Origin of the sequence: Vibrio tapetis subsp. tapetis (assembly GCF_900233005.1) — a bacterium.
GTDB classification, from domain to species: domain Bacteria; phylum Pseudomonadota; class Gammaproteobacteria; order Enterobacterales; family Vibrionaceae; genus Vibrio; species Vibrio tapetis.
The window spans coordinates 3,689,996-3,713,136 of record NZ_LT960611.1; the positions used below are offsets into that span (position 1 = coordinate 3,689,996).

Consider the following 23,141-nt stretch of genomic DNA (forward strand, 5'->3'; position numbering starts at 1 on the left):
GTACTCCTAGTGGTAAAAGTCAGGGCCACGAACATTGCTGTGCTCTATGTTGGGTGTGGTTTGAGTTTCTGATGAGAGTTGGCCTTCCCGATGGTTTACTAACAAGTTTTTGACGAACTTAAGATAGGGTTTATTGATTAGAAGCGCATCCTTACAGGCTTGCTCTAGACGAACATCACCGTATTTTTTACTCAGGTTCAATAAGCCAAGACAGCTACGATAAGCTTGTTCAGGGTGTGCCTTTTTCATCAATTGAACATTCACCATTTCACGAGTTGCAGCGCCAATATGTTCTCCCCAGCGCAATAATCGTTCAGGAGACCATTTCTGATACCGATGGTTGCTGGGCATGTGTTCGGGGTAAGTGCTTATCCCTCGTTCTTTTGGGCTACATGGATGTTGTGAGACTAGGTTTCCTTGATAATAAATGCGTATCAAGCGGGAAGTGGCTTCAAGTTCAACATGTTGTCCCACTAACTGGTGAGGCACAGAGTAGTAATGTTTTCTGTACTCTATGTGGTAGTCAGGCCCAACTTTCGCCCGCTTAGTTTCGGTATAGATGTAGCGTTGGATTGGAAGTGGTCTCAATGCTGGTTTATCTAACTGCTCGAACAGTGCCTGACGGCTGGCTCCTAGCTGTTTCATTTCCCTTTGGTTCAAATCATTCATTAGCTCACGGATGGCTAGGTTTAACTCTTTGAACGTGTGGAAGGTATTGTGTCGTAGTCGCATCATTATCCAACGCTCAACAATGAGCACTGCATTTTCAGCTTTTGCTTTGTCTTTAGGTTTGTATGGTCGAGCAGGCATGACAGCCGTCTGGTAATGGTTAGATAGTTTCTGGTAACTATCGTTGAGCTGAGGTTCATAGCGGTCATGTTTAGTGACAGCCGAACGCAGGTTATCAGGGACTAACAACCTTGGAACCCCGCCGAAGTGTTCGAAGGCATTGGCATGGGCTTCCAGCCAGTGTTCTAGTTTTTGACTCTCACTTGCTTCCACGTAGGTATAATTGGATGCACCAAGAGTGGCAACAAAAACCTGGGCATGACGGATCTCTCCCGTGTCAGGGTTAACGACTGGGATCGTTGGGCCACAGTAATCAATGAACAGCTTGTCACCTGCGATGTGGGTCTGTCGCATGCTACGCTTCTGCTTCTTTAACCAACGCATGTAATGTTCACAGAACTGAGTATAAGCGTAGGCTCGCTCCTGATATTGCTCGTAATATTCTTCCCACAACAGCAGTTTCGTCATGCCTTTTCTTTTTAGTTCCGTACAACAGTTAGCGAAGTTTGGCATCGCTTTGGCTTTATTCGCTCCTTTTGGGTGATAAAGCGCATTGGTTAACTCTGTATCTGAACAACTATCAGGGAGCGGCCAACCTATTTGGCTTTGATTAAAACGACTGATGATTTCAGATACGGTCGCACAACCAATTTTCAGACAGGAAGCGATATTTCTGTGTGACAATCCGCACTCGAATTTAAGGCGTAAAACCTCTTTGATTTTTGTCATTGGTGTTCTCTTTTTTGGCATCATCACTTCCTAGTTGTATACGACTACTAACAAGGATAGCGACTGGTTGATTTAAAAGAGAAAAAGGGAGGGTTTCGGAGTATCCGATCAGTGATTTCGCTATTCCGATCGCCCATTTCGGAGTTTGGGCTAAAGTGATCGGATTATTGCGGAATGAGCGATCGGTTTAAACCGAAACAGGTGATCGGATAATGCCGAAATAGGTGATCGCAATGCTCCGAAATACGCACTTGCAGAACAATTTTCTGATAATGATAATGATAATGATAATGATGACGAAGATATAGAACTAATTAATCAAGACTTATTAGATGTCAATCGTTCTTATCGAGCTCTTGAGATTCTAGGGCAGATTATAAGAAATAGAAAAGGCTCACTACCTAAGCCATTGTTAAATAAGCTTGGTAATGAAGCTTACACTGTTGGCTTGAGATTTCTTGGTTATTATTTAGGCGTAACACAAGAACTAAAAGAAGAAATTGTTCAGGAAATACATAGGTTAATCTCGACTAAGAGAAGTTGGGATGATAAGAAAATTGAGCAAGAAGCAAGGTTTTATTACTGGACTTTTGTCTATTCTATGTCTTTGAACGTTATTAGAAAAACAGCTCTATCAGTTGGTCACAAAGATTTGCAAGTTTTTTATGAAGAAATTGCCAATAATATAAACACTGAAGTAGCTAAACTAATAGAAATTCAAATTGATATCGAGTTTACAAAAAAAATACCAAAGAAAAAATTAGAGTCTTTATGGGGAAACCTAGGAGACAATATTGTAACAAGAAGGTTACTACAAGATATTTTTGTAAGGCATTTACATTTAAACTATGTTGAGCATACAGACAAAAACTGGATATCAGATAATTTGGAAATCCCCTTATTAGAACAACAACGTCTTCAACAAAAAGTTAAGATTCCTTTATTAGATAGAGGATAAGTCGTAATAATTTGTCCAGCTAGCGCAAGTTTACTGCTCGCGCTAGCTCTTCAATCATGTGAGCGAATCGGGTGAAGTTGGTAATGATAGTTTCTTAATTCTTCACTGACTTGATACTGCTCGAATTTGAAGTAGCGTTGCTCTGTTAAGCAGTGAGTAAACTTGCCTAATTCATTGGTATGTATGAACAACGAGATTGGTGCAACCTGGCGATTATTATCATCGAAGCAATAATCAATGTGTGCTCTATCTAGATAAACAACGTCTCTATCCTGAGTCGGGGTCTCTTCAACAAGTTTTGTCTTTAACCCCGCCTTTTCAAGCTTCTCTAATAAGGCATAAAGCTTATCAACGTCGTTTTTGTTCTCTATTGCCGAATATTGTCTTAAAACGCTTTCTAATCGCTTTTCGATTGAGCCAAATTTATCCTTCATCAAACAAACCGTTTTCAGCTTTTTTTTGATGGTGCTGTATCGAGTTTGTTTCACTTTTGGCTTCAAGAAATCGATAACGATCTTGTTTCGTTGTTTTTCGTTAACAAAACGAGGAGAAATACTTACGCTGAAGTAAAGATGAAGAAGAGCGTTCTCGAAGGTCGATTTAAGCAGTTGATGATATGAATATTTTGCCATTAGTGATGCTTAATCATGACTTTCTTATTTGATGGGGGGTAGATATCCCCTGTACCTAAATCAACTCTATATCCTTTTTTTATCCAACGGCTTAACTCTGAACCTATTATGTGTTGGTTATCATTTAAAAATGCCTTCCTATTACCATAAGAATCCTTACCGTACTTGCTTTCTATATAGTCGATGATTGTTGAGGAACTCATAAAGAACTTAACTTGTTAATGTTAGTAACTATTATGAATCTTTTAAATCAAGTTGTCGATGATATTAGGTATGACAATGAAACTTATTGCCTATAACGCTCGCCGCAGTGTTGGAGCTAATCTGAGTCTTTTTTCAGATTAGTCGGAAACCGAGGAAGCGGAATTAATAGTTAACTTAAACTATGGCACGGTCACTGAAAATTTAAACATTACATAGGATCGATCAAGCTAACCCTGGGGGATGAGAACTGACGCACTTCGTTTGTCGGGTTCGCACTGCCTCTACATGCAAGCATATAGCAGCCAGCACAAACCTTGAGTATGGATATTCTTATGTTAGTTAATTCTTTTGTTAATTGTTTCTTTTGTTTTGCCTACTTTCAATTCTTTAGGGATACATCTATTTAATCAGTAGGGATTCCTACACATATTTCTTTAGGGGGTAGGAATATTGTGAGATTTGTACCTTTGATTAAGGGAATAATTGGAATTATTGTGCTAGATAGAGGCGTTTGAGAGATGGTTTTGCGATTGTTATCACGTTGTTTTTTTTACAGATGTAGAAAAGCCTACCGAGTTAACGGCAGATAAAAATGTAACTTCTATTTAGTTAGGGGGAGCATACTCTTCTAAGTAATCGTAATCATAAGAAGTTTCTGTATGATCCTTCTCTATCACTGGTGCATGAATAGGTTTTGGATTGGTATGTTCTGGTTTTTGTTGCTGCTTATTTTTTTTGCGTAAATTTCGGTTCAGCAATGCTTTGGTTTTGTTGTAATACAACCCAAATTTGTCTAGGACAAATTCGTATTTATTGGCAACTTGACGAGGAGAATCTTCACCTTGGATATGAAAAAACTGAGCTGTAGATTTAATGAGCCCTAATTTCTTACTTTCTTTGATAAGCGCTGTGATGTGGTTTGAACAGTAACCAGTTCTCTTGGCTATTTGGCGACGATTTGGGAATGCACATTGATTCGTCACGTTAAAAAACGTAGCAAGCCCAACAAGAAAGTTTTTAACTCCACGAGGTATTGATTCGTCACGAGCAATAGCATCAACAAGCTGATTGTGGTGTTCTAAGAGGTTTAATTCATCTTTTTTCATCAGAAGTAACCTCAACAGATAAGTCATTGCTTAAAATGGCGCAATAATTCTGTCTAAAGTTTCTGATGATCAAATGGGGGGAAACATGAGGTTTTCTAATAAAAATAGTTTGATTAGATCTAGATATATGAAGTTTCATTTCAACAGTTCCGAGTGGTTATGGGCTGTTTGGGGTCTCAATCCAAACAATGAGTTTTTAATGTACAAAAATATTTAAGAAAGATCAAGGTTTTGGATCTCAGATACAAAAAAACCGTCCACACTCGGAGGGACGGTTTTGTTTGCGAATGCTATTTGTCAGATTGAGAGTCTGACACACTCTAACTTTTGAAAAATACACTACATAGAAAACTATGTAGTAGCGTGCTATGTAATGCACTTTAAGTATCAAAAGTATGTTTACAGTATAACTCACATATTATGAACTTCTCAAGCATTAGACTCAATTAAGGTGGCTTTTTTATTGTAAATCATTATAAAATGCATGTAGTCTAGTCTAGTCTAGTCTAGTCTAGCGTGTTAGCAATAGAGGGCAAAATGAGATCGTATGAAGAAGCTGCTTGGAAGGTACTTGATGCAGAAAGCAAAGATAGAAAAAACTCTGTATCTTCTATTAAGGTCAATGATTATTCAAAGTGTATTCTTAATGAGCTTAAGAAACGAACGGAGATATCTGAACGTCGATGGTTAACAAGGATAGTTGAGAGAGGGCTTAAGGATTTAGCTAAAGATATGGAACAGAACAAAATTTAAATATAAAGATCGCTGGTAGTTAAGGCCGCCACCTTAACTACCAGCTAACCCACAACCTTAAGATACTAAGGAGTGAGCTATGGCTTATGGTACTTTGAACATTATGCTTGCGCAATCTCGCCCTTTTAAGGGCGAGTCAAGCAAGAGGTAACTAGTCTTTTCTCTGACTTAAAGCGCGTGACGTTTTTACGGCGCTTTCACTTGGTGGTGTACTTTGGTTTTCGATGTACTGTTTAACAACGTCCAAACTCGCACCACCACATGACACAACACAATAGCTAGGCGACCAAAAGTGATTACCCCAAAGCATTGTCTTTATGCGCTCCCAATACTCGCGCCTTAGCATGTATGACGATTTCCCTTTCAGCTTACCAACCAAGTTCGATACAGCTACCTTCGGGTGAATAGACACCATCAAGTGAACGTGATCATGTTCACCACCGAACTCTAATAGTTCACAATCCATTTGCTTACACGTTTCCTTCATTATTTCTTTGGTTCTATCCAACATCTCTTTGGTGAAAACACCTCTACGATATTTAGTAACAAAGACTAGGTGCGCATTGTTCTTAAAAAGGCAGCTTCTGCCTGTTCTCCATTCGTACATATTAACCATAGACTTGATTGACAATTTACCATTAAGTGTAATAATATTCGCTGCGAATGACAACCAATGGAACTATCATGCTAACTGGCATCAAGCTACGCGCTAACCCTACACCAAATCAAAAACTGGTACTAAGCCAGTGGATGGGCTGTGCGCGTAGTATTTGGAATGCCAAAGTCGATGAAGAAAGGTATTACCGTACTTTTGCGCGTAAGTATTATCCAATTGGCACTTATGCCCCTATTGATCAGAAAGCATCGCAGTTCAAATCTAAAGAGCTATCACCTTGGCTCTATCAGTGTCCTAGCCAGATAATCCGCAACAGTGCTGTTAACTGGTATCAGACTTACCAAAAGTTCATGAAAGGCGCGTGTGGGAGACCTAAGCGCAAACCTAAGACTGATCGCGGAAGTATCTACCTTACTCGTGAAGTGTTCCGCTTCGACCGTTGCGAAGATGGCAATTTACGCCTATTTATCGGTACGAAGACCAATAATATTGGTTACTTATCTTTTAAGGCTCATAGTAAGTTCGAGATCCCAAACTCGCTTTATGTGCGCAAAGAGCGTGGTCAATATTATGTGTCTTTCTGCTATGGGAACGGCAAGGATGAGTCAGAGCTACCTAGCAATGCTGAACACTTAGCATTCCTGCAAGGCTCAACAAAAGAATATCTGGAAGAACACACCATTGGCGTAGACCGTGGTGTGGCTATCCCTGTACACGCTGACTCTATGACGTTCGACTTTTCTGACGAAGAAGGCGATAACCAGAAAAAGAACATGACCAAAGCTGATCGCTACATTAAGCGATTACAACGCAAATTGGCGCGTCAAACTAAAGGCTCAAATCGCAGAAATAAAACCAAGTACCGCATTGCTACGCACCACGCTAAAAAGGCGAATATCCGTAACGATTTCGCCCACAAGACAAGCCGCGAGCTTGTCGATAGCAAAGCAAAGGTTATTGTGTTCGAGGCTTTACGAACCTCAAGTATGACGCGCAAGCCAAAGGCAAAGCAGGACGAACAAGGCCGATATGTGTCAAACAGAGCCAAGCAAAAGGCAGGGCTAAACAAGTCCATCTTAAACGTTGGTTGGCACATCATAGAAACGTACACCAAATACAAGGCTTACCAAGCAGGAAAAGCCGTATTCAAAGTAAATCCAGCCTACACCAGTCAGGAGTGCGCCAAGTGCGGTCACACTCACCCCGACAACCGAGACTCACAAGAACTATTTGTGTGCGGTAACTGTGGAAATTCTGACAATGCAGATAACAACGCATCACTGGTCATTAAGAAACGGGCAATTAATCTAATATTAGACACTGGAACGGTGTTGTCTGGCGATGGGGTTCTAAGAACCAAGTCAGATAGTGGACGTGGAGGCAATCGTAAGACTAGCCGAGCCAAAAGCTCGACTAGCGGTGTCCAACGAAGCGTCAAAAAAGAAAAGTTAGCGGCTTAGGTTGTTATCTTAGAAGCTCGCTGCTTTAGCTGCGAGTAGTTCACTGGAAGTATTTGTCACATCCCAATTTATATAATTACATGTTTTAACTGTAATTTTACTCGCTTAATAAAGACTTTTCCGAGAACACAAAAATCGGAGGGGGACTTATGCCTGATCTAAACACGTCTTTTTATCAAATATTCCCTGAGCTTACGTTAAAGCAATTCTCTTGTTTTGAGATGTACTCAATGGGCTTGTCAGTAAAGCAAATCGCAAATAAAAAAGCCATTTCTGAAATGGCAGTAAATAAACATTTGAAGGTTGCTAGAGATAAGTTTGATTGTCAAACATCAAGTGAATTGAGAACTATATATCTCTGTCGAGTTTTGCGGACTATATCTGTCAACATACCATATGCAACCAATTTGGTTTAGGTTGCATATACTAACACACCTGTTTCATTGCAATTACAATGTATTCCAGCTTGGATATATCACCCATAGGTATATAAGCATTACATATCTACTACATAAACGTAGGTATTGGTATCAAATATGAGTAATAGCAACAAAGAAAAAGTAATCGTACAAATTACTTTGGAAGGCGAAACAGCAAGGGTGTTTAGAGATTCTACTTTACGCTCTAATCGTTCGCTCAGGGCAGAAGCACAAATACGATTAGAGGATCATTTACATTTGGTCGATTCTGTTGCTTCTGTTGGCATTAGGGAATTGAAAAAGCCATAACCTTGTTCATCCATATTCTCTAAAACTGTTCTTTAACATTCCGTGCCAGTGGCTAGTAACTCGCCGCATCACCAACGCTGATAAGCGTAGGTGTTAGAAATAGAGCTACTTATGATGAATGCCCATAATAATTCATCGATCACACCTTCCGTTAGAAGACGGGGCTGGTGCTGAATCGCGCGTTCAGCTTAATGTGATAGCGCACTTGTCAGTTATTTTAGGGAAAAATATGAAACGTATAAGGGTTAGAACTTTTCGAGGAACAACACCTAATCGTCGATTATGTGCACGTTCAAAACTATCCAAAGTTGAAAAGGCTTTATTACAAACCAATTGTTTTGACAAAAAAATAGTGCTTTGAAAACCTTATCTATTCCACCAAAGCAACTTGAATAGATTTTTTAGAAGATGAGTGAACAAGTATTGAATGACCACAAAAATCCGCAACTAAAAAGAGGGCTGTCTGAGACAGTCCTTATTTTTTGGGGTTTACCTGTGAAAGTGTTTGCCCTTGCAGCGCTATTTTCAGGCTTCGGCCTCTTTTTACTGATAAGCCAGCTTGGGTGGATGTGGGGAGCGTTACTTGGTGGGATATTTTCCGTGATGGTATTTGCTCCGCTCCGTTGGATACACAAAGAAGATGCTCATGCCTGGATATTATGGATTGAAGCATTTTCTAACTCCGGCTACACATCAACTCGTCTTATCAAAAAACGTCTGTTCGTTATGCGAAGAGGCAACGTTCTACACTTTAAACAATGGAAAAAAGACCATGAATAAACTAATTAAGGGCGGGGGAGCGCTCGCTCTCTACTGTACCTTCCTTTCTCCTGCTAGTGCAGCGGTTAGCTTAGGCTCTGGAGGCAGTGGGTTATTTGCAAAATTCACTGCATTCTTACAATCAATTGTTAACTTCCTTGGTGGAACAGGGACACTGTTTGTTGTTTTCGCCGCTGCATCAGCCGCGATTATGATGTGGATCTTTATGCCCAAAAATGCAGGGCCGGCCATCGCTTGGTTATTCCGTATTTGTATCGGAGCAATCATGTTATTTGGTGTTGGGTTACTGATCACTATGTTGCAGGGGTTCTAATTATGCACAAGCCCCTCAATAGTACCATTTCAACCTATGCCAGCCTCAATGATACGGCAGCATTGACTTATCGGGGGGGCGTTTTGGGTGCAATTGAACTATCTGGCGCGGAGCCGGCGTTACTAACGCCGAAAGAGAAAACACTTCTAACGCAGCTTTTACGCAACGTCATTCAACGACTTCCCGTTGACGTTACGCTTTCTCAATATTATGTGCACAGCGATTGCGCCCCCATCAAATTTCGAAAAAGAGATAATCCTCGATCACAATTGGTTTCAGAACGTCGAGCCCGGTTCCTTAATGAAAAGCGACAACTGTTTCAATCTAGCTTGGTTTGGGTTCTCGAAATACATTCGATAGTAAATTACAGTGAAATAGGGGGCGACCTTATCACGCTTTGTTTGCAAGCCATTGTCGATAAACATAAACGAGGCAAGTTAAGGCGAGCGTTATCGCACCGGCAAGCCACGCTATTAGATGAGCAAGAATTGCTAGAACAATGTGAGTCCCTTGATGAAGCCTTAGCCTCTATGATGCTAGGGCTTTCTTTTCGCTCTTTGGACAACAGAAGGCTAAAAGGAGGAGAGCTCTTTCATTTACAAAAAATGCTCACGACGATGGAGCCTGATTATTTAAATCACGCCGCGAGTACTGCACCGTTAGCCGATTGGGATCGCTTGTTAAGTTGTACTGAAGTCGAGCCGGTGATCAGTGATGATGGTATTCACTATCTTAAACTTACTCATGAACGCACCATTTATGCTCGGATTGCCTCCGTTCAAGGGGTAGGGACAACTCATACCCCTGAATGCGCCTGGGCGAGCGATCTTTGTCCCGTATTGCAAAAAGGCAATTACCTGTATTTCACGCGCTTTATTCCTTATTCAAAACAAAAAAAGCAAGCGATGGTGAGCGACGAAGAAAACGAAATCTTTCGTTCGCAACTCGGCATCACGGACTTGATTAAAGGCGAAGCCGATCCTGAATCGATTCGAGCCAAAATAGAGGCAAACCCTCAACTGAGTGCCGTATTACGTGAGCTGGAGCGGATAAGCGCAGACGACGATAAATACGGGGAGTGGCTGTCATACATTGTTGTTTTTGATACGAACTTACCCAAACTGAAACAACAAACGAAAGCGCTCAATGTGGTGCTTGAAAACTCGGATTTTCATTTGTTATGGGAAAGTGTCGGTCTATTGAATGCCTACAAAACACTGTTACTTGGTTACGATGGCCACAATATCAGGCACAGCCGGATTAACGCGAGCCAAGCCGCCGCACTTTCATTGTTCTACCGCAGTAATGAAGGGTTTCCTACCTTCAATTTAGGTGGCAAAACAGAAGAAGCCTTGTTTGTGTTAGAAAGCGATGACGGCGTTCCCTTCCATTACACCCCGTTCATTGGCGATAAATGCTTAGTGATTGGGGTAGGTCCGACGCGAAGCGGTAAGACCTTCCTCAAGCAGTGTGTTGCGAATCACTTCACTAAAATGAATGGGATGTATTGTGCTCTTGATATCGATGAAGGCAGTGAATCACTGGCGCGGTTTTTTAAAGAAGACGCGAGCGTTTTCTGTTTAAAAGACACCAATAGCACGAAGGGGTTTAACCCTTTTTCCATGGCAACTGGCCGCGATGATGATGAATTTGCTCGTCATATGATGAAACTTATCCGTTTGATGCTTCAAGAAAATGAAGCCCAAGAGCTGCAAGTTTTAGATGCGGATGAGCAAGCCAAATTGGAAAAAGCCATCAGAGACACAATGGGACAAACGGGCAAACTCAGTCATTTCTCGGCCATGTTGGCGAAATGTCCGAAAACCTTGAAAGAAAAGTTGGCGAAATTCAAAAGAGGGGGCGTGTATGGCAACCTGTTTGATAACGATGAGGATGCGATTGGTGTTTTAGATAAACCGTACTCTGTCTACAACACCCAAGGTGTGAAAGATAGCGAAACGTTAGCGCCCATCGTCAATACCGAAATATTCTTTCGCGCCGTTCGATTATTCGAGAGTGCTCAATTTCGTACCCGTCCTAAGTTTTTCGAAATCGATGAATGCCAATACGTGCTATCACAAAAGGGAGCGGCTGAGTGGGCGATTGCGAAAGCAAGAACTTGGTTTAAAAGTGGCGGAGGAATGGGGTTTTGGACGCAATCGCCAAAACATTATTCAGATTTGGAAGAATGGGGAACACTTCGAAGCGCCGCGACGACCTTCATTTTTATGGCTGATGCTGAAATGGAAAAAGGCGAGTACCAACATGCCTTCCCGTTCCTAACCGATGCAGAGCTTAACGTGATCCAATCCCTTAAACCCAAGCAGCAAGCTTTTATTAAGCAACCCGATAAGGGGATCGCCAAAGTGGTGAATCTGTTTGCGGAGCCTGAACAATATGTGGTGGCCACATCCAATCCACATGAAGCCACGATTGTAAAAGAGGTGTTCGCCAAAGAAGAGAATGTGGACATTGCCATTGATGAAATCATACGCCGTTTCAAAACGGAACTAAGGAAAGAGCTGTGAGAAAAAAAATGCTTGTTCTAGCGTTAACTTTGAACCTGGTAACACCCGTTGGTCACTCTGGAGGTTTTCCGGTTATAGATGTGGCCAATATCACCCAAATGATGACGCAATACAGCACCCAACTCAAAGAGTATTCGCAATTACTCAAACAGACCGGATTGGATACGAATCAGTTACTCACTGCGGTTGAGCAGTATGAACAAACGCTTCGTGAGTATCAGGTCTTTCTTAATCAAGTCGAGTCGCTAAAAAACAAAATTGATCGCCGTGATTACTTAGGCATCGAACGAGACATTCGATCATTGAACGACTTAATGGGAGTGAACCCGCCAGCCAAATCTAATGACTATGCCAGTGCGCGGTATGGGGATCTTCCTCAAAAAGAGACATTTGAAACGTTAGCAAAAGAAAGCTCGGGAGAAGTCAGTAATACGTTAGCGCAACAGTACCGCAATGCCTCTGATGTTCATGTGCGGGGGGAGCAATTAGAGCATTTTAGAAATCGAAATGAAAACCTGCGCCGCAACGCCGCGCAGCTTGACAATGAACGGTTAGCTTTGGGTGACCAAAGTGAGTTGGCCACACTGCAATTACTGGTTGAACAAAATCAGGTATTGATTGATCAAAATAATTTACAGGCTGACGTTAAATTGGCCACTTACGCGCAATCTAATCCTCTACAAAGCCAACAAGCGCTAGCGGTATTGGAAGCACAAGAGCGACGTTTAAAACGCATGAAAGCGGCAAGAGAGCGGGAGATTGACGTTAATGAAACCCCTATCCGATAACCTAACCGAAATATCCTTTCATCCATCACTTCCCAATAAGCTTGAAGAGTTAAAGGAGCTTGAGAACGTCAAACACGATTTGGATCGCAGTTGTGAAGTGATCCAAACCTGGCTTGAGGGAGGGGATGTCGATAAACATTACCTGATGTATATCCATCAAACGTTATCGTCATTAAAACAACGCATTCAACTACCAATGAGCTAAGGAGGCCGTTATGAGTGTAGACACTGTTTTTCGACAACAATTTGTGCTTGCGGCGAATGAATTTGTCGAAAAAGCAACTCAGCACCCTGATATTCAAACCCTCAGTTTTGGGTTGATGATGTTTCTTATTGTGGTGGTGTATTTTCAGGAAGTCGTTCGATTTATGACTTCTGGTATTGATCTAGAAAAGATAGTCACCGCCACGCTGATGGTTTTTGTCTCTCTTGCCCTTTATAAAGGCTACAACACGGCCATCGATGTGTTGATAGAGACCTTTGATAATGTGGGCTTGCTTTTGCTGAAAATTGGCACGGGTAACAGTGATCCAATGTTTCTTTTTAAGTGGGTCAATCGCGCCTTTATCGGCATGTATAACGAAGAGGTCAGTTTTTGGAGCATGTCCACTGGAGATGCCTTCAACTATTTGGTTTGGCAAGTCGTTACGATGATTATTGTCGTGGCGATGTATTTTACGGGCTCTTGGGCGACCTGGTGTTTGTTACTGGGAAAGATACTCGCTATTTTCTTTGTCCCTTGCTTAGTTCACCCAGGGACTCGCACGGCCTTTGATGGATGGTTTCGTTATTTAATAGGAAGCCTGATGTTGCTTATTGTTCTGCGAGCTTGCGCGGTGTTGGTTGCTCTGGCCATCAAAGCTCAATTCACCGCATCCGGGATATTACAATGCGCAGGGAGTACGACCATTTCGCAGTGCATGAGTTTTGGCCAACGTAACAACATCTTATCGACCGCTGATTATATTGAGTTGGTGGTGACCATGATCATTTCCTTTTTGATGATCAAATCCAGTGTCGAACTCTCTAAAGCTTTGATTGGTAATGTTGCTTCTCCAAGTGCGAGCGCGGCTAAAGGGATGAACAATCTGGCTAAATCGGCGCTCAGTAGTCAATCTGGTTCGAAAATAGCAAAAGTCATTATGGCTAAGTTTGGAGGATAGCCGTATGGATGAACCGATTGTTATAGAAGAGTCCCATCGAGAAAAACGAGACGAAAAACCGCCTTTGAGAGCCGAACGCAATCGCTGGTTTGTTATGTCTCTTTCTTTATCGGGCGTCATCGTCATTCTTTTGCTTTTCTTGTTTTATGCCTTTGGCCAGGCGCAGCACACCAAAGAGGTGGTTTACGTCAAGCTTGAACCCAATGGAAGTTGGTCGGTGTTGTCATACAGCCCAAATGACAGCCAGCTTTTTTACAAAACGACCATTGATTCTATGTTGCAACGCTTTGCCATTGCCCGTTACGGGATCACTCCTGAAACCATTAGTTCTGATTGGGGAGAAGCGCAAAACTTTATGGCTGAAAAGCTGGCGACGGATTTTGTCAGCTTGCGGGGTTTTAATGCGATTGAAAAGATAGAAGCCATTAAGAAAAGTAAAAATAGCGCTGACATCGTCATAGAGCGGGGGATTGAGCACTACGATTCAATTGATTGGCAGATGGCCGACGAACTCAGTCGAGAAGCCATTCGAAGTAACCTCTATCTAACCCGAACGCTCACGGTGAATGGTAAAGAACGTGACCCAGAAAAACTGGTGCTTAATGTTCAATGGCGGCTTAAAGAGAAAAAAGAGTTAGCCAACAAATCCATCGATGAACTCAGACTGAATCCAATTGGTCTTGAGATCCTTACCTATAAATTATCTAAGGAACGAATCTAATGAAAACACAGTTCTGGTCACCGCTGCTTGTGGTGATGGGCTGTCTTTCGGTTAATGCCTATGCCAGTGTTTGTCAGCCACTTGATCACAAGCCAGGTGAAATCATTTCAGTAAAGACAGCAAAATACATGGGAGGGCGCATTCAGTTGCCTTCTAATTTGATAAGCGCTCCTTCCGTTTCTAATCCCCACTTGTGGGATGTTGAAGGGGTCGTGGGCTCTAACCAAATCATGGTTAAGCCCAATTCAAGCTCAAAAGAAGGCATAAGCACGATGATTTATGCCTTTACGGATGATGGCTCGGTGTATGACATCATGGCCACGCGCACGACCACGAAACAAAATCAGCCTTGTGTGTTAGTGAATGCGGGGCGAGGCACGATGAACAAAGAGCAACAACAAGCGATTTCCACGTTTGTGTTGAGCAAAAATAAAACGGCACCGGTGATGATGAATTCTGGTCGAGTACAAGACTTGGAAAAGCAATTGGCCACAATAAAAAGTCAGTCATTGGATAAACAAAAACGTGCCGTCATTGACGCGTTGAGAAAATATCGATATCGGATTTATACCCGTTACGAGTGGACAAGCCAGGATAGCTTTGTCGGTAACAACATCATTTCTGATGTGTACGATGATGGCCAGTTTACCTATGTTCGACTTTCCAACCCAAGTCGAGGGATATTGAGCATTGAAACAGAAATAGGCGGTAAGGCGGCCATTGCACCAACCAAATACGATGATGCTTACGGCATGTATAAAGTGACCGGTATTTACGCCAATTTACGGCTTCGCATCGATGACGTCGTGATTGAAGTGACACGAACCGACAATACCACGCACTCAAATACCTAAAGGAGAGGGATGTGAAAGCCGCTAATTTTTCCGAGAAAGGAAAAAAATACGCTGCTGTCATTTTTATCGTCATTACTTTTATTTTCGGTCTGGTCTTAGCCATTGAAAAAATGACCAGCAAACCCGAAGAACTTAACAATAATGACGCTACAGCAGAAGAAGTTGAAACGATTGATAGACCCGATAATGTGCTTCCTGATGATTCTACGGTGACCAACTTGGTCACACAGCGAGAAGAGGCAAAAGATTCTTACACTATCAGTCAAGTTGCCACCCCTACGGTCGCAGAAAGAGCAAACGCACTTATCGACCCCATAGAAAAAGAAAAGGAGACATTTAAACTGGTTGAGTTACGCAGGGCAAGAATAGCCGCCCAAAGCCATTGGAATGTCTCAGCCATCACCACCGTACCCGCTTCCCAAAACCAAAAACACGTCAACGTAGCCACACCCACTAATCATTACTCAGAACTCGACGAAGATCGCTTATCAACGGATGAGCAACGAATAATGATTGGCAAGCGGCTTGATGAGTTGGCCTCACTCAAGCAACGGATCTTATCGGGTAATATTTCAGAAGGCAGCGACACGCCAACGAAAGTAACCCAAATCGAACAAAGTTTTTCAGCACCGCCTGAAAACATTGTCGGGTTTACTCAAGAAAACAGCTACAACGCATCAACGGAAGGGTTATCAAAATTACCCATCGGCACCATCATTCCATCCGTGACTCGAATGAAAGCCAACAGTGACCGAACGGGCACATTCAAAGCCTGGGTGACACAAGATGTTCTTGATGCCAGTGAAGAGTATGTGCTGATCCCGACAGGCTCCGAAGTCATTATCAAAAGTTTTCGAATGAGCACCGTTAATGAAAGCATTAACAGCGTGATAGGAATGAGTGTGCCTTGGGTCGTGTTGCCAAATGGCAACAAGATAGACACCTCGAAATCATCGGGGATGGACAGAGAAGGCATGACCGGTATCAGCGACCAAGTGGATCATCACTGGATGGAGCAGTTCTTAGGCGTTGCCGCCTATGCCTTAGTTGCGAGCAACACGAGTTATCAAGGCACAGGAGAGGGAGAGAGCAGCTATTACGGTGACGTATCTTCTGGCGTTCGTGAACAAGTCGCGCCACACGCTCAAAAATACTTACAACTGCGGCCAACCAATATCATCCGAGCTGGCCAAGCCATGAATATCATCATTGAAGATGAAATTTACTTAAAACCTTGGAAAAACCTTTATGAGGATTACCTGTGAAAATCAAATCACTTTGTTTTATCGCGCTTTGTCTGGCCGCGCCTGCGAGCCCCATTCCCGATGTTGATACCTTGCAAGTTTCTGCGCGAACCATTTACCCCCTTGAATTGAAAACGGTAGGGCAAGCGGTGCAATGGCTAATGGAGCCCCTTGGGTATCACATACTCACGGAATATTCCGCTCCTTCTAGTGCAAGAACATTACTGGAAAGCCCTATTCCAACAGCGGCAAAGATGCATCGAACCATGCCCGTAACTCATGCCTTACAACTGCTGATTGGTGAAGGAAACACCATCATCGTTGATAAAGGCCATAAGCTCATCACGTTCTCTAAGGGGGTGATCCTGTGAAAACCCACATTACCTATCTAGCCATCGCGTGCGCGGCCTTGTCTGGTTGCGCCTCGAAAGAATACAAAGGGCAAGGCGAGTATTTCGAGCTAAGACACGTCAACATTGTCGAGCGTGATTTGTCCCCTTTAAAACCCACCATTATGAGCGAAACCAAACTGACGGCTAAAGTGGTGAAACCCAAAGCGAAACCCGTACCAAAACCGATTGAAACGTATTTGATTCGAGAAGGTGAAAGTTTTGAGAGTGCGATACGTCGATGGTTGAAACGCGAAGGCTATCGGAAAGTTGCCTGGAGCATGAACACGCAACATCAATTGACCTTGAGTAAACGATCGTCGAAACAGCAACGTTTAGATGGGAGCTTTAAAAAGGTGTGGGATGAGCTCAGTGCGCAGCTAGGCGTACCCTTAAAACTGGTTGAAGCCAACCAAAATAGACAAAAAGTGGTCGGTGTGTATGACTTTGACGGCAAAGCACGCATTACCCACGTAGGCGGTCAATCACTCAAAGCGGTGACTCAACGGGTGGTTGAAAACTACGAATACATTTGGGTTGATACGGTTGATCAAAAACGCAGTTGGCTATCTCCTAACGACTACAAATTCAGTGCTGATTACTACTTATTAACGGCGTGGGATGATGTGGAATACGCCCTTTCAGTGGTACTCGAAGGCTACCCAGTGAGAGCGGCCATTCTTGACTCAACGGGACAAGTCTTTATACAAGAGGACATTTAAGTGAGAAAACGACTTAGCTTGCTACTTATCGTAGCCATCGCGGGGTGCAGCTCCCCGCAATACGATGAAGCGGTGAAACACAATGACAAGGTTCACCAAACCATCACTGAAAAAACCACGTACATTCCCCCTCCAAAAATCAGTCGTATCACGAAACCCCCGCAAGTCTTTTCTCCTGTTGAACCACCAAGTAACACGCAGTGGTTAAAAGAAAAACTGACGGTCAATTCAAGTGATATGCCTTTGTCGGTGGTCTTGGAAGAGGTCATGTTTGGAGTCGAAATTCCGATTTATTTTGGTGAAAATGCAGACCCAAATAAACGAGTGACCTTAAATTTTTCTAACACGCGAGAGAACGTACTCAACTTACTGTCTCGTGAAGCCGGTTTTGGTATTGAGTTTATCAACCAACGTCTTGAAGTGACCGAAACCGTCACTAAAACTTTTTTTATTAATCTGCCAACCGGTACTCAAAACGGCCAACTTGGTTCTGAAGGGGGCGGCTCTAGCGATAAGGAAGATAAAGCGAAAACTCAAGGTCAATACTTAAACATCAGTTACAGCTCGGTTGAAGTGATCGCAGAAATTGCCGCCAATATTGTCACCGTACTCGGTGGAGAGGAAAACGCTGAAAAAGCGGTGTCTACATCGGCCAATATGAGCGCCATCACCGTCACGACAACCCCTGACAAAATGCAGGAAGTTGAGAAAATTGTTGAACGGTATCAAGAGCAACTCACGAAACAAGTTGTGCTGGATGTTCGTGTCATTGAGTTTCGCTCTAACTTAGGGACTGAGCGCGGCATCAATTGGAACCTGGTTTATAAATCCGGTGGCGAAACGTTAAAGTTCTTTGTTCCTGGTACAAACCTTGTCTCTCAACAAGCGGGGTACGGTTTCGCTTTCCAGGGCAGCGGAAAGTGGTCGGGATCAGAGGCGCTGATTAAGGTTCTGGAAAAACAAGGCAGTGTGTCAACAGAAACGCCGATTACGGCCTTACTGTTAAACAATCAGCCAGCTCGTATTACGCAACAATCTATTGTGCCGTATTTGTACTCTACCTCATCCGAAAGCAGTGAAGGTGTAGTCAGTGCAAGTGTTACCCGAAAAGAAGAGGTGGAAGGGGTCGATTTTATGGCCAGTGCCAATGTGCAGTCTGAGCATGTTTGGTTACGTCTCTCTGGTCAATTACAAAAAATCACCAAGAAGCGTACTGAAAAAGTCGCTCAATTGGAGCTTGGCTTTCTGGATAAACAGAAATCTGAGATCACCTTTGCCAATAAGCTTCGTTATGGCCAGACCTATGTTATCGCCTCAGTGAAACAAAGTTCTAAAACGGCGGAACAAAACAAAAGTTTTTGGACAACGTTGTTTGGGGGAACGGGCAGTGAAGATCTGACCACTGAAACCTTGGTGTTACTCACCCCCCGTAAAGCGTATTAAGGAGGAACGATGCAATTAGCCAATCGTGCGACCTGTCCTTCTGAGAAATCTCTTAAGCAGGAAAGAAAACGCCATTCTGCGCCGTTTGAACGGGTTATGGTGCACTCGCAAGGGAAGCGGCGTTATTACAGTGAACATCCAGCGGTTCTGCTCGGTGAAGCACTCAAAACAAGACTACAAGAATCAGGTGAGCCCACAGAGCGCCTGATTTTTTTTCAGCCCTTCGATGATAAGTGGTATGCCTGTGTTATCGATAAAGGAGAGGTGGAAACGGAAAGCTTGGCCACCATCGGCGAGCTGGAAGAAGAATTAGGCTACTGGCTGTATAACTGCGAGCACATCTTGGTTGCCAGCTCGGAAGCCTCTGAGTCATTAACCTTCCACAAAAACAAACAAATCCTGGTTAAACCGTTAATCGAGAGCGATTGGCAAGGGTACATACTCACAGCGAAAGCCGGTACACCCAAATTGTGGATAGGCGTACTGGCGTTGGTTGTCGCTTCACTGAGTTTTGGCGGCTTTTGGCTTGGCCAACAAGAACCACCGCCTAAACCACAAATAGCGAAAACCACACCAGAGGAAGTGCTCATTGAGTCGCTTCGTAATAAGCCTTTAGCCAGCCCTGCGCTTCAGCTCGCAACTAAAATCATGCTCGAAACGCACTTAATGCCTGATGGCATGAATGTAAACGAAGTGAATTTGGTGGATGGAGCGCTGACGGCCAAGTTAGATCTGACCGCGCGAGACAAAGTTATTCGTCAATATTTGTTGGCCAATCCTGAGATTGACGATTGGCTAAATGAGGAACGTTCTTTGTTAACCCTAGATGTGCCTAAAGCTGACCATTGGCGTGCATACGATGTGTCTACCTATCTCACGGATATGCGAGACGCACTTGAGTTAATGGACGTGTCGGTTACCGAAGATGGCCAACGTGACGTTGGGCGATTTTCAGTGGTCAGTTTAACGCTCACAACCACAGGTCGGCTTGGAAAATTGCCGCTTATCATGCAGATATTAACCCCTTCATTTGTTACAACACGCAAGCTTACGTTGTCTTGGAACGATGAGGATATTACTGAATTGTATCTCGAAATTGAAATTCAAGGAGTCTACAGTGAGCCAAATTGAAGTCACTAAGAAACAAAGAAAGCCGTTACCCAAACCGCTGCTCGCGGCGATGTGTGTCGCTATGTTGGCCATGATTGTTTTTTTGGTCTGGTCATTTCTACCCAGTCCCCCACCCTCCACACCGGCACATGAGCAAGAGATATTCGACGTACCGGAAAATATTGTTCCCGTAACGCCGCCTGTCAAGGTAGAAAAAAGTAATGATGATCACTTAACCATGACGGCCTCTACCCCCACAGAGCCTTTGATTTCAGAGGCTCCAGCACAAAAAGAAAAAGAGGTGACCCCCTTTAAGCTTTCGCTATCGGAGTCCGCTCAAACCGCGCTAGATAATTTGGAAACCCGTTATTACAGCGAAATTCGAACTCAACTTCTTGCCGCGCAAATTAAGGAGAAAAAGGAGAGCCGAACGCTAAATTCTTACAACCCACCCCCGAAAAAACCGGTTGTTGTGCCTAAGAAAGTAGTTAAGAACCCCGCTCGAATAGTCGAACACTTAAGCCTAAAAAGTGTGGTGTTTAACCCCAATCAGACTAGTGCCTGGTTTGAATTTGAAGGGGCGTTAATTCCAGTTAAGCAAGGGGCATGGATTGATGAAGTCAAAGTGTATCGAATCAACAAAGAGCACGTCATATTGATTGATAAATATGGCAAAACGTACCGTAAATACATGCCAAAAAGAAAGGTGGTCATCGATGAACCCGACTCTCAATCGAAACGTCCTCGTCAGTGAGGGATTAAAAAGTATTTATCTTGAGCACCATTCGGCGGTGTTAACCGATACAGGGGAAATCATGACGGCTTCGTATGAGTCTCCCGCCGTCGAACTCATTACCGATATTATGCAAAGAGAGTACGTAACCCTTGGTTTCGACGTTCTACCTGAACGAAAAGTTAAGATGTATGAACCTTCTCTTATTTCATCCCTACTCAAGGAAGTCGCACAAAGAAAGACCGACGAAAAAAGTGCCAGCGATGCCAAAAGTGAAACGTATGGCATTGCCATGCGAATGCTGGAATACGCCGCTCAACATGAATGTTCTGATATTCATATTGAATTGTATAAAACGGAAACTCGTATAGAAATGCGAATAGATGGCCGAATGGTGGTTTATGGCCAAATTATTAAAGACTATGAGTGGGGGCAACATCTTATAGCCATTTTGTTTTATCACGCAGACATTAAAGATGACGATTTTAATGTCACTAAACCAAACAATGGCAGGATCACCGCTTTACTTAAAACGGCGCAAGGAAAGAGGGACACCGACTGGCGAATGAGTTATATGCCAGCCTTAAACAAAGGCGGACAAGCCACTCTTCGATGGCTGAATAAGTCCATGGAAATTCCAACACTGGAGGAGTTGGGATGGGAAGCAGGGCAACGCCGAGAAGTTCGCAACTTTATGTACAGTAAAGCCGGTGTGTTAGTTTTTGCAGGTCAAACAGGCTCAGGGAAAACCACCTCGATTGCGGCCATGCTTAACGAAGTTAAGCGAAAAGGGCGCTCTATCAATACACTAGAAGATCCCGTTGAATTTGATTTGGGGGTGATCCAAACCTCGATTAATAGCCAGGGGGAAGGCAAGGCCTTAACAACCAAAGTGGGTGTGCAATGCCCGACTTGCCAAAAAGGCGAACTAAGGCGTTTGAAGGGGAAGAAAGGTCACTTTTGGGCGTGTAACCGTTACCCCGATTGCAAAAGTGTCTTTCCTGACAACAAAGGAAAACCCAACTTAAACCCTGCCCCTAAGCAAAAGGTTAAGCCAAGCGAAACGGAACTTTGTAAGTGCGGAAAAGGGTTAGTACGTCGAAGTGGTAAGAAAGAAGGCTCATTCTGGTGGGGATGCTCTGGCTTTCCTAAATGCAAAGTTCGTTACTTTGACAAGAATGGCCATCCAGATAGAGATGCCAGCGAATTAAGTTAACAAAAAACGGTGTCTTCTACGTATAATCTACTGCGTTTTTGGGGCTGCAGCGCCTAAAACGCAGCATAAAATATTGAAAACTTCATTAGTGAATTTGAACACCATTCTCTGACATCCTATCAACCCAATCTGAGGTTAACGAAATCTCGGTTCCCCCTTCAGAATAATGCTTCTCAACTCGATGCAAAGCATTGGCTCTCACGTCCAAGCTTTTTCCTTCCAAACTGCAATAAATATCGTTTATCAGATCAAAAGAAGTTTTATAAATAGAGCTATAAAACGTTTCCTCGACTTCAAAATCTTCATTAAGTTTCTTCACGTTTTTTAACTCATAAATTTTATTCTTCAAAATGTCACCTTAATTACCACATACAATTGCAGACTGACGCACTTCGTTTGTCGGGTTCGCACTGTCTCTACATGCAAGCATATAGCAGCCAGCACAAACCTGTATTTTTAACGTTCCTGTCATTCGTTTCTAGATCACGTTCACTATCAGAATCGAAACAGTTGGGTGATGTTCTATGTCCAATACAATACCACCACTACTGCCGTTTTCATGATCCCAATAAATCTTGTCGCTTTTACCTACTGGATTAGAAAAATGCGCAGTAGTTCCGTGTGAGCGATCAATTTTATCATTTGTCTCTGATGCATTGATAACAATGAAATATTTAAAATTATTGGACACAATTTTCTCCTACTTATCAGAACTTCTGTTACTCCAAGTGACACCATTAGATTCAATGAGTTGTGTTATGTACTCTTAGTTGGCGTTTGATGCCAATGCTGATTTGAATACCTCATCGATCACATCATCAAACATTCCCGACATATAGATCTCAGTTGTCAGCAATGGTTCATAATCTTCTTCGATAACACCTTCTGGCAACTCAAATGGATAACCGTCAATGGCAAGAGCCATATCAAACCGTATACGGCTCCCTCCAACACTTAATTCATCAAATGTTTGTGATTGAAGACGCTTGTCTAGGCGCTCTTCTAAATCTTCTTTAAAGGCTAATTTTAAAAATCGGATACCTTCATCTGTAACCGTCACTTCCTCTGGATTGTACCTAATATCTTTTGATTTATGTTTTACAACTCTTTGATTTTTGGCTTTTAACTTTGCGCGTTTCGCGCGTTTTTCTTTATTTGCCAT

27 protein-coding genes are annotated in these 23,141 nt (G+C 43.0%); 20 read left to right on the forward strand and 7 right to left on the reverse strand.

Going from position 1 to position 23,141, the window contains the following annotated elements; genetic code table 11:
• Positions 1-6: 6 nt before the first annotated feature.
• Positions 7-1,539: an IS21 family transposase gene (gene istA / locus VTAP4600_RS16625; protein WP_102521770.1), complete on the reverse strand. Its 1,533-nt coding sequence runs from the start codon at positions 1,537-1,539 to the stop codon at positions 7-9.
• 388 nt (positions 1,540-1,927) lie between these two features.
• Between istA and VTAP4600_RS16630 the strand changes: the two genes are divergently transcribed.
• Positions 1,928-2,476, forward strand: coding sequence for a hypothetical protein (locus VTAP4600_RS16630; RefSeq protein ID WP_102523767.1), 549 nt, complete (start codon positions 1,928-1,930; stop codon positions 2,474-2,476).
• Positions 2,477-2,526: 50 nt separating this feature from the next.
• Here the strand turns inward: VTAP4600_RS16630 and VTAP4600_RS16635 are convergent, their stop codons facing one another.
• Positions 2,527-3,108: a DUF2913 family protein gene (locus VTAP4600_RS16635; RefSeq protein ID WP_102523768.1), complete on the reverse strand. Its 582-nt coding sequence runs from the start codon at positions 3,106-3,108 to the stop codon at positions 2,527-2,529.
• 809 nt (positions 3,109-3,917) lie between these two features.
• Positions 3,918-4,418 carry a hypothetical protein gene (locus VTAP4600_RS16640; protein ID WP_102523769.1) on the reverse strand — a complete coding sequence of 167 codons (501 nt, stop codon included), beginning with the start codon at positions 4,416-4,418 and terminating at the stop codon, positions 3,918-3,920.
• 537 nt (positions 4,419-4,955) lie between these two features.
• On the opposite strand from VTAP4600_RS16640, the gene VTAP4600_RS16650 reads away from it, so the two are divergent.
• The gene (locus VTAP4600_RS16650) at positions 4,956-5,171 is read left to right on the forward strand and encodes a hypothetical protein (RefSeq protein WP_102523770.1); all 216 of its coding nucleotides are present in this window, start codon (positions 4,956-4,958) and stop codon (positions 5,169-5,171) included.
• A 151-nt stretch (positions 5,172-5,322) separates the two neighbouring features.
• Here the strand turns inward: VTAP4600_RS16650 and tnpA are convergent, their stop codons facing one another.
• A complete protein-coding gene (gene tnpA, locus VTAP4600_RS16655) occupies positions 5,323-5,787 on the reverse strand; it encodes an IS200/IS605 family transposase (RefSeq protein ID WP_102522283.1) in 465 nt (154 codons plus the stop codon).
• 68 nt (positions 5,788-5,855) lie between these two features.
• Between tnpA and VTAP4600_RS16660 the strand changes: the two genes are divergently transcribed.
• The 18 genes from VTAP4600_RS16660 (at position 5,856) to VTAP4600_RS16745 (ending at position 21,979) form a co-directional block, all read left to right on the forward strand.
• Positions 5,856-7,247, forward strand: coding sequence for an RNA-guided endonuclease InsQ/TnpB family protein (locus VTAP4600_RS16660; protein WP_102523771.1), 1,392 nt, complete (start codon positions 5,856-5,858; stop codon positions 7,245-7,247).
• A 230-nt stretch (positions 7,248-7,477) separates the two neighbouring features.
• The gene (locus tag VTAP4600_RS26720) at positions 7,478-7,663 is read left to right on the forward strand and encodes a helix-turn-helix transcriptional regulator (RefSeq protein WP_415239689.1); all 186 of its coding nucleotides are present in this window, start codon (positions 7,478-7,480) and stop codon (positions 7,661-7,663) included.
• 120 nt (positions 7,664-7,783) lie between these two features.
• Positions 7,784-7,975, forward strand: a complete 192-nt coding sequence (locus tag VTAP4600_RS16670; RefSeq protein ID WP_102523773.1) for a TraY domain-containing protein — start codon at positions 7,784-7,786, stop codon at positions 7,973-7,975.
• Positions 7,976-8,383: 408 nt separating this feature from the next.
• Positions 8,384-8,755 (forward strand): hypothetical protein, encoded by a 372-nt coding sequence (locus tag VTAP4600_RS16675; protein WP_102523774.1) that lies wholly within the window; start codon positions 8,384-8,386, stop codon positions 8,753-8,755.
• Positions 8,748-9,068 (forward strand): hypothetical protein, encoded by a 321-nt coding sequence (locus tag VTAP4600_RS16680; RefSeq protein ID WP_231897825.1) that lies wholly within the window; start codon positions 8,748-8,750, stop codon positions 9,066-9,068. Before VTAP4600_RS16675 ends, VTAP4600_RS16680 begins: the two co-directional genes overlap by 8 nt.
• Before the next feature lie 2 nt (positions 9,069-9,070).
• Positions 9,071-11,596 (forward strand): VirB4 family type IV secretion system protein, encoded by a 2,526-nt coding sequence (locus VTAP4600_RS16685; protein WP_102523775.1) that lies wholly within the window; start codon positions 9,071-9,073, stop codon positions 11,594-11,596.
• Positions 11,593-12,384 carry a TrbJ/VirB5 family protein gene (locus VTAP4600_RS16690; RefSeq protein WP_231897826.1) on the forward strand — a complete coding sequence of 264 codons (792 nt, stop codon included), beginning with the start codon at positions 11,593-11,595 and terminating at the stop codon, positions 12,382-12,384. The genes VTAP4600_RS16685 and VTAP4600_RS16690 overlap by 4 nt, the downstream gene beginning before the upstream one ends.
• A complete protein-coding gene (locus tag VTAP4600_RS16695; RefSeq protein WP_102523776.1) occupies positions 12,365-12,589 on the forward strand; it encodes a hypothetical protein in 225 nt (74 codons plus the stop codon). Before VTAP4600_RS16690 ends, VTAP4600_RS16695 begins: the two co-directional genes overlap by 20 nt.
• 10 nt (positions 12,590-12,599) lie before the next feature.
• Entirely contained in the window at positions 12,600-13,547 is a 948-nt protein-coding gene (locus VTAP4600_RS16700) for a hypothetical protein (protein WP_102523777.1), read from the forward strand.
• Positions 13,548-13,551: 4 nt separating this feature from the next.
• Entirely contained in the window at positions 13,552-14,268 is a 717-nt protein-coding gene (locus VTAP4600_RS16705; RefSeq protein ID WP_102523778.1) for a VirB8/TrbF family protein, read from the forward strand.
• The gene (locus VTAP4600_RS16710) at positions 14,268-15,122 is read left to right on the forward strand and encodes a TrbG/VirB9 family P-type conjugative transfer protein (protein ID WP_231897827.1); all 855 of its coding nucleotides are present in this window, start codon (positions 14,268-14,270) and stop codon (positions 15,120-15,122) included. The genes VTAP4600_RS16705 and VTAP4600_RS16710 overlap by 1 nt, the downstream gene beginning before the upstream one ends.
• A gap of 11 nt (positions 15,123-15,133) precedes the next feature.
• Entirely contained in the window at positions 15,134-16,387 is a 1,254-nt protein-coding gene (locus tag VTAP4600_RS16715; protein ID WP_231897828.1) for a TraB/TrbI/VirB10 family type IV secretion system protein, read from the forward strand.
• Positions 16,384-16,737, forward strand: coding sequence for a hypothetical protein (locus VTAP4600_RS16720; RefSeq protein ID WP_102523779.1), 354 nt, complete (start codon positions 16,384-16,386; stop codon positions 16,735-16,737). Before VTAP4600_RS16715 ends, VTAP4600_RS16720 begins: the two co-directional genes overlap by 4 nt.
• Positions 16,734-17,477, forward strand: coding sequence for a hypothetical protein (locus VTAP4600_RS16725; RefSeq protein WP_231897829.1), 744 nt, complete (start codon positions 16,734-16,736; stop codon positions 17,475-17,477). Before VTAP4600_RS16720 ends, VTAP4600_RS16725 begins: the two co-directional genes overlap by 4 nt.
• Positions 17,478-18,920: a hypothetical protein gene (locus VTAP4600_RS16730; protein WP_102523780.1), complete on the forward strand. Its 1,443-nt coding sequence runs from the start codon at positions 17,478-17,480 to the stop codon at positions 18,918-18,920.
• A 9-nt stretch (positions 18,921-18,929) separates the two neighbouring features.
• The gene (locus tag VTAP4600_RS16735; protein WP_102523781.1) at positions 18,930-20,051 is read left to right on the forward strand and encodes a hypothetical protein; all 1,122 of its coding nucleotides are present in this window, start codon (positions 18,930-18,932) and stop codon (positions 20,049-20,051) included.
• On the forward strand, positions 20,038-20,784 hold the full coding sequence (locus VTAP4600_RS16740) for a hypothetical protein (RefSeq protein WP_102523782.1): 747 nt from the start codon (positions 20,038-20,040) through the stop codon (positions 20,782-20,784). Before VTAP4600_RS16735 ends, VTAP4600_RS16740 begins: the two co-directional genes overlap by 14 nt.
• Positions 20,747-21,979: an ATPase, T2SS/T4P/T4SS family gene (locus tag VTAP4600_RS16745; protein ID WP_231897830.1), complete on the forward strand. Its 1,233-nt coding sequence runs from the start codon at positions 20,747-20,749 to the stop codon at positions 21,977-21,979. Before VTAP4600_RS16740 ends, VTAP4600_RS16745 begins: the two co-directional genes overlap by 38 nt.
• 85 nt (positions 21,980-22,064) lie before the next feature.
• Here the strand turns inward: VTAP4600_RS16745 and VTAP4600_RS16750 are convergent, their stop codons facing one another.
• The 3 genes from VTAP4600_RS16750 to VTAP4600_RS16760 form a co-directional block, all read right to left on the reverse strand.
• The gene (locus tag VTAP4600_RS16750; protein ID WP_102523784.1) at positions 22,065-22,328 is read right to left on the reverse strand and encodes a hypothetical protein; all 264 of its coding nucleotides are present in this window, start codon (positions 22,326-22,328) and stop codon (positions 22,065-22,067) included.
• Positions 22,329-22,457: 129 nt separating this feature from the next.
• Positions 22,458-22,670: a hypothetical protein gene (locus tag VTAP4600_RS16755; RefSeq protein WP_102523785.1), complete on the reverse strand. Its 213-nt coding sequence runs from the start codon at positions 22,668-22,670 to the stop codon at positions 22,458-22,460.
• 75 nt (positions 22,671-22,745) lie between these two features.
• Positions 22,746-23,141 (reverse strand): hypothetical protein, encoded by a 396-nt coding sequence (locus VTAP4600_RS16760; RefSeq protein ID WP_102523786.1) that lies wholly within the window; start codon positions 23,139-23,141, stop codon positions 22,746-22,748.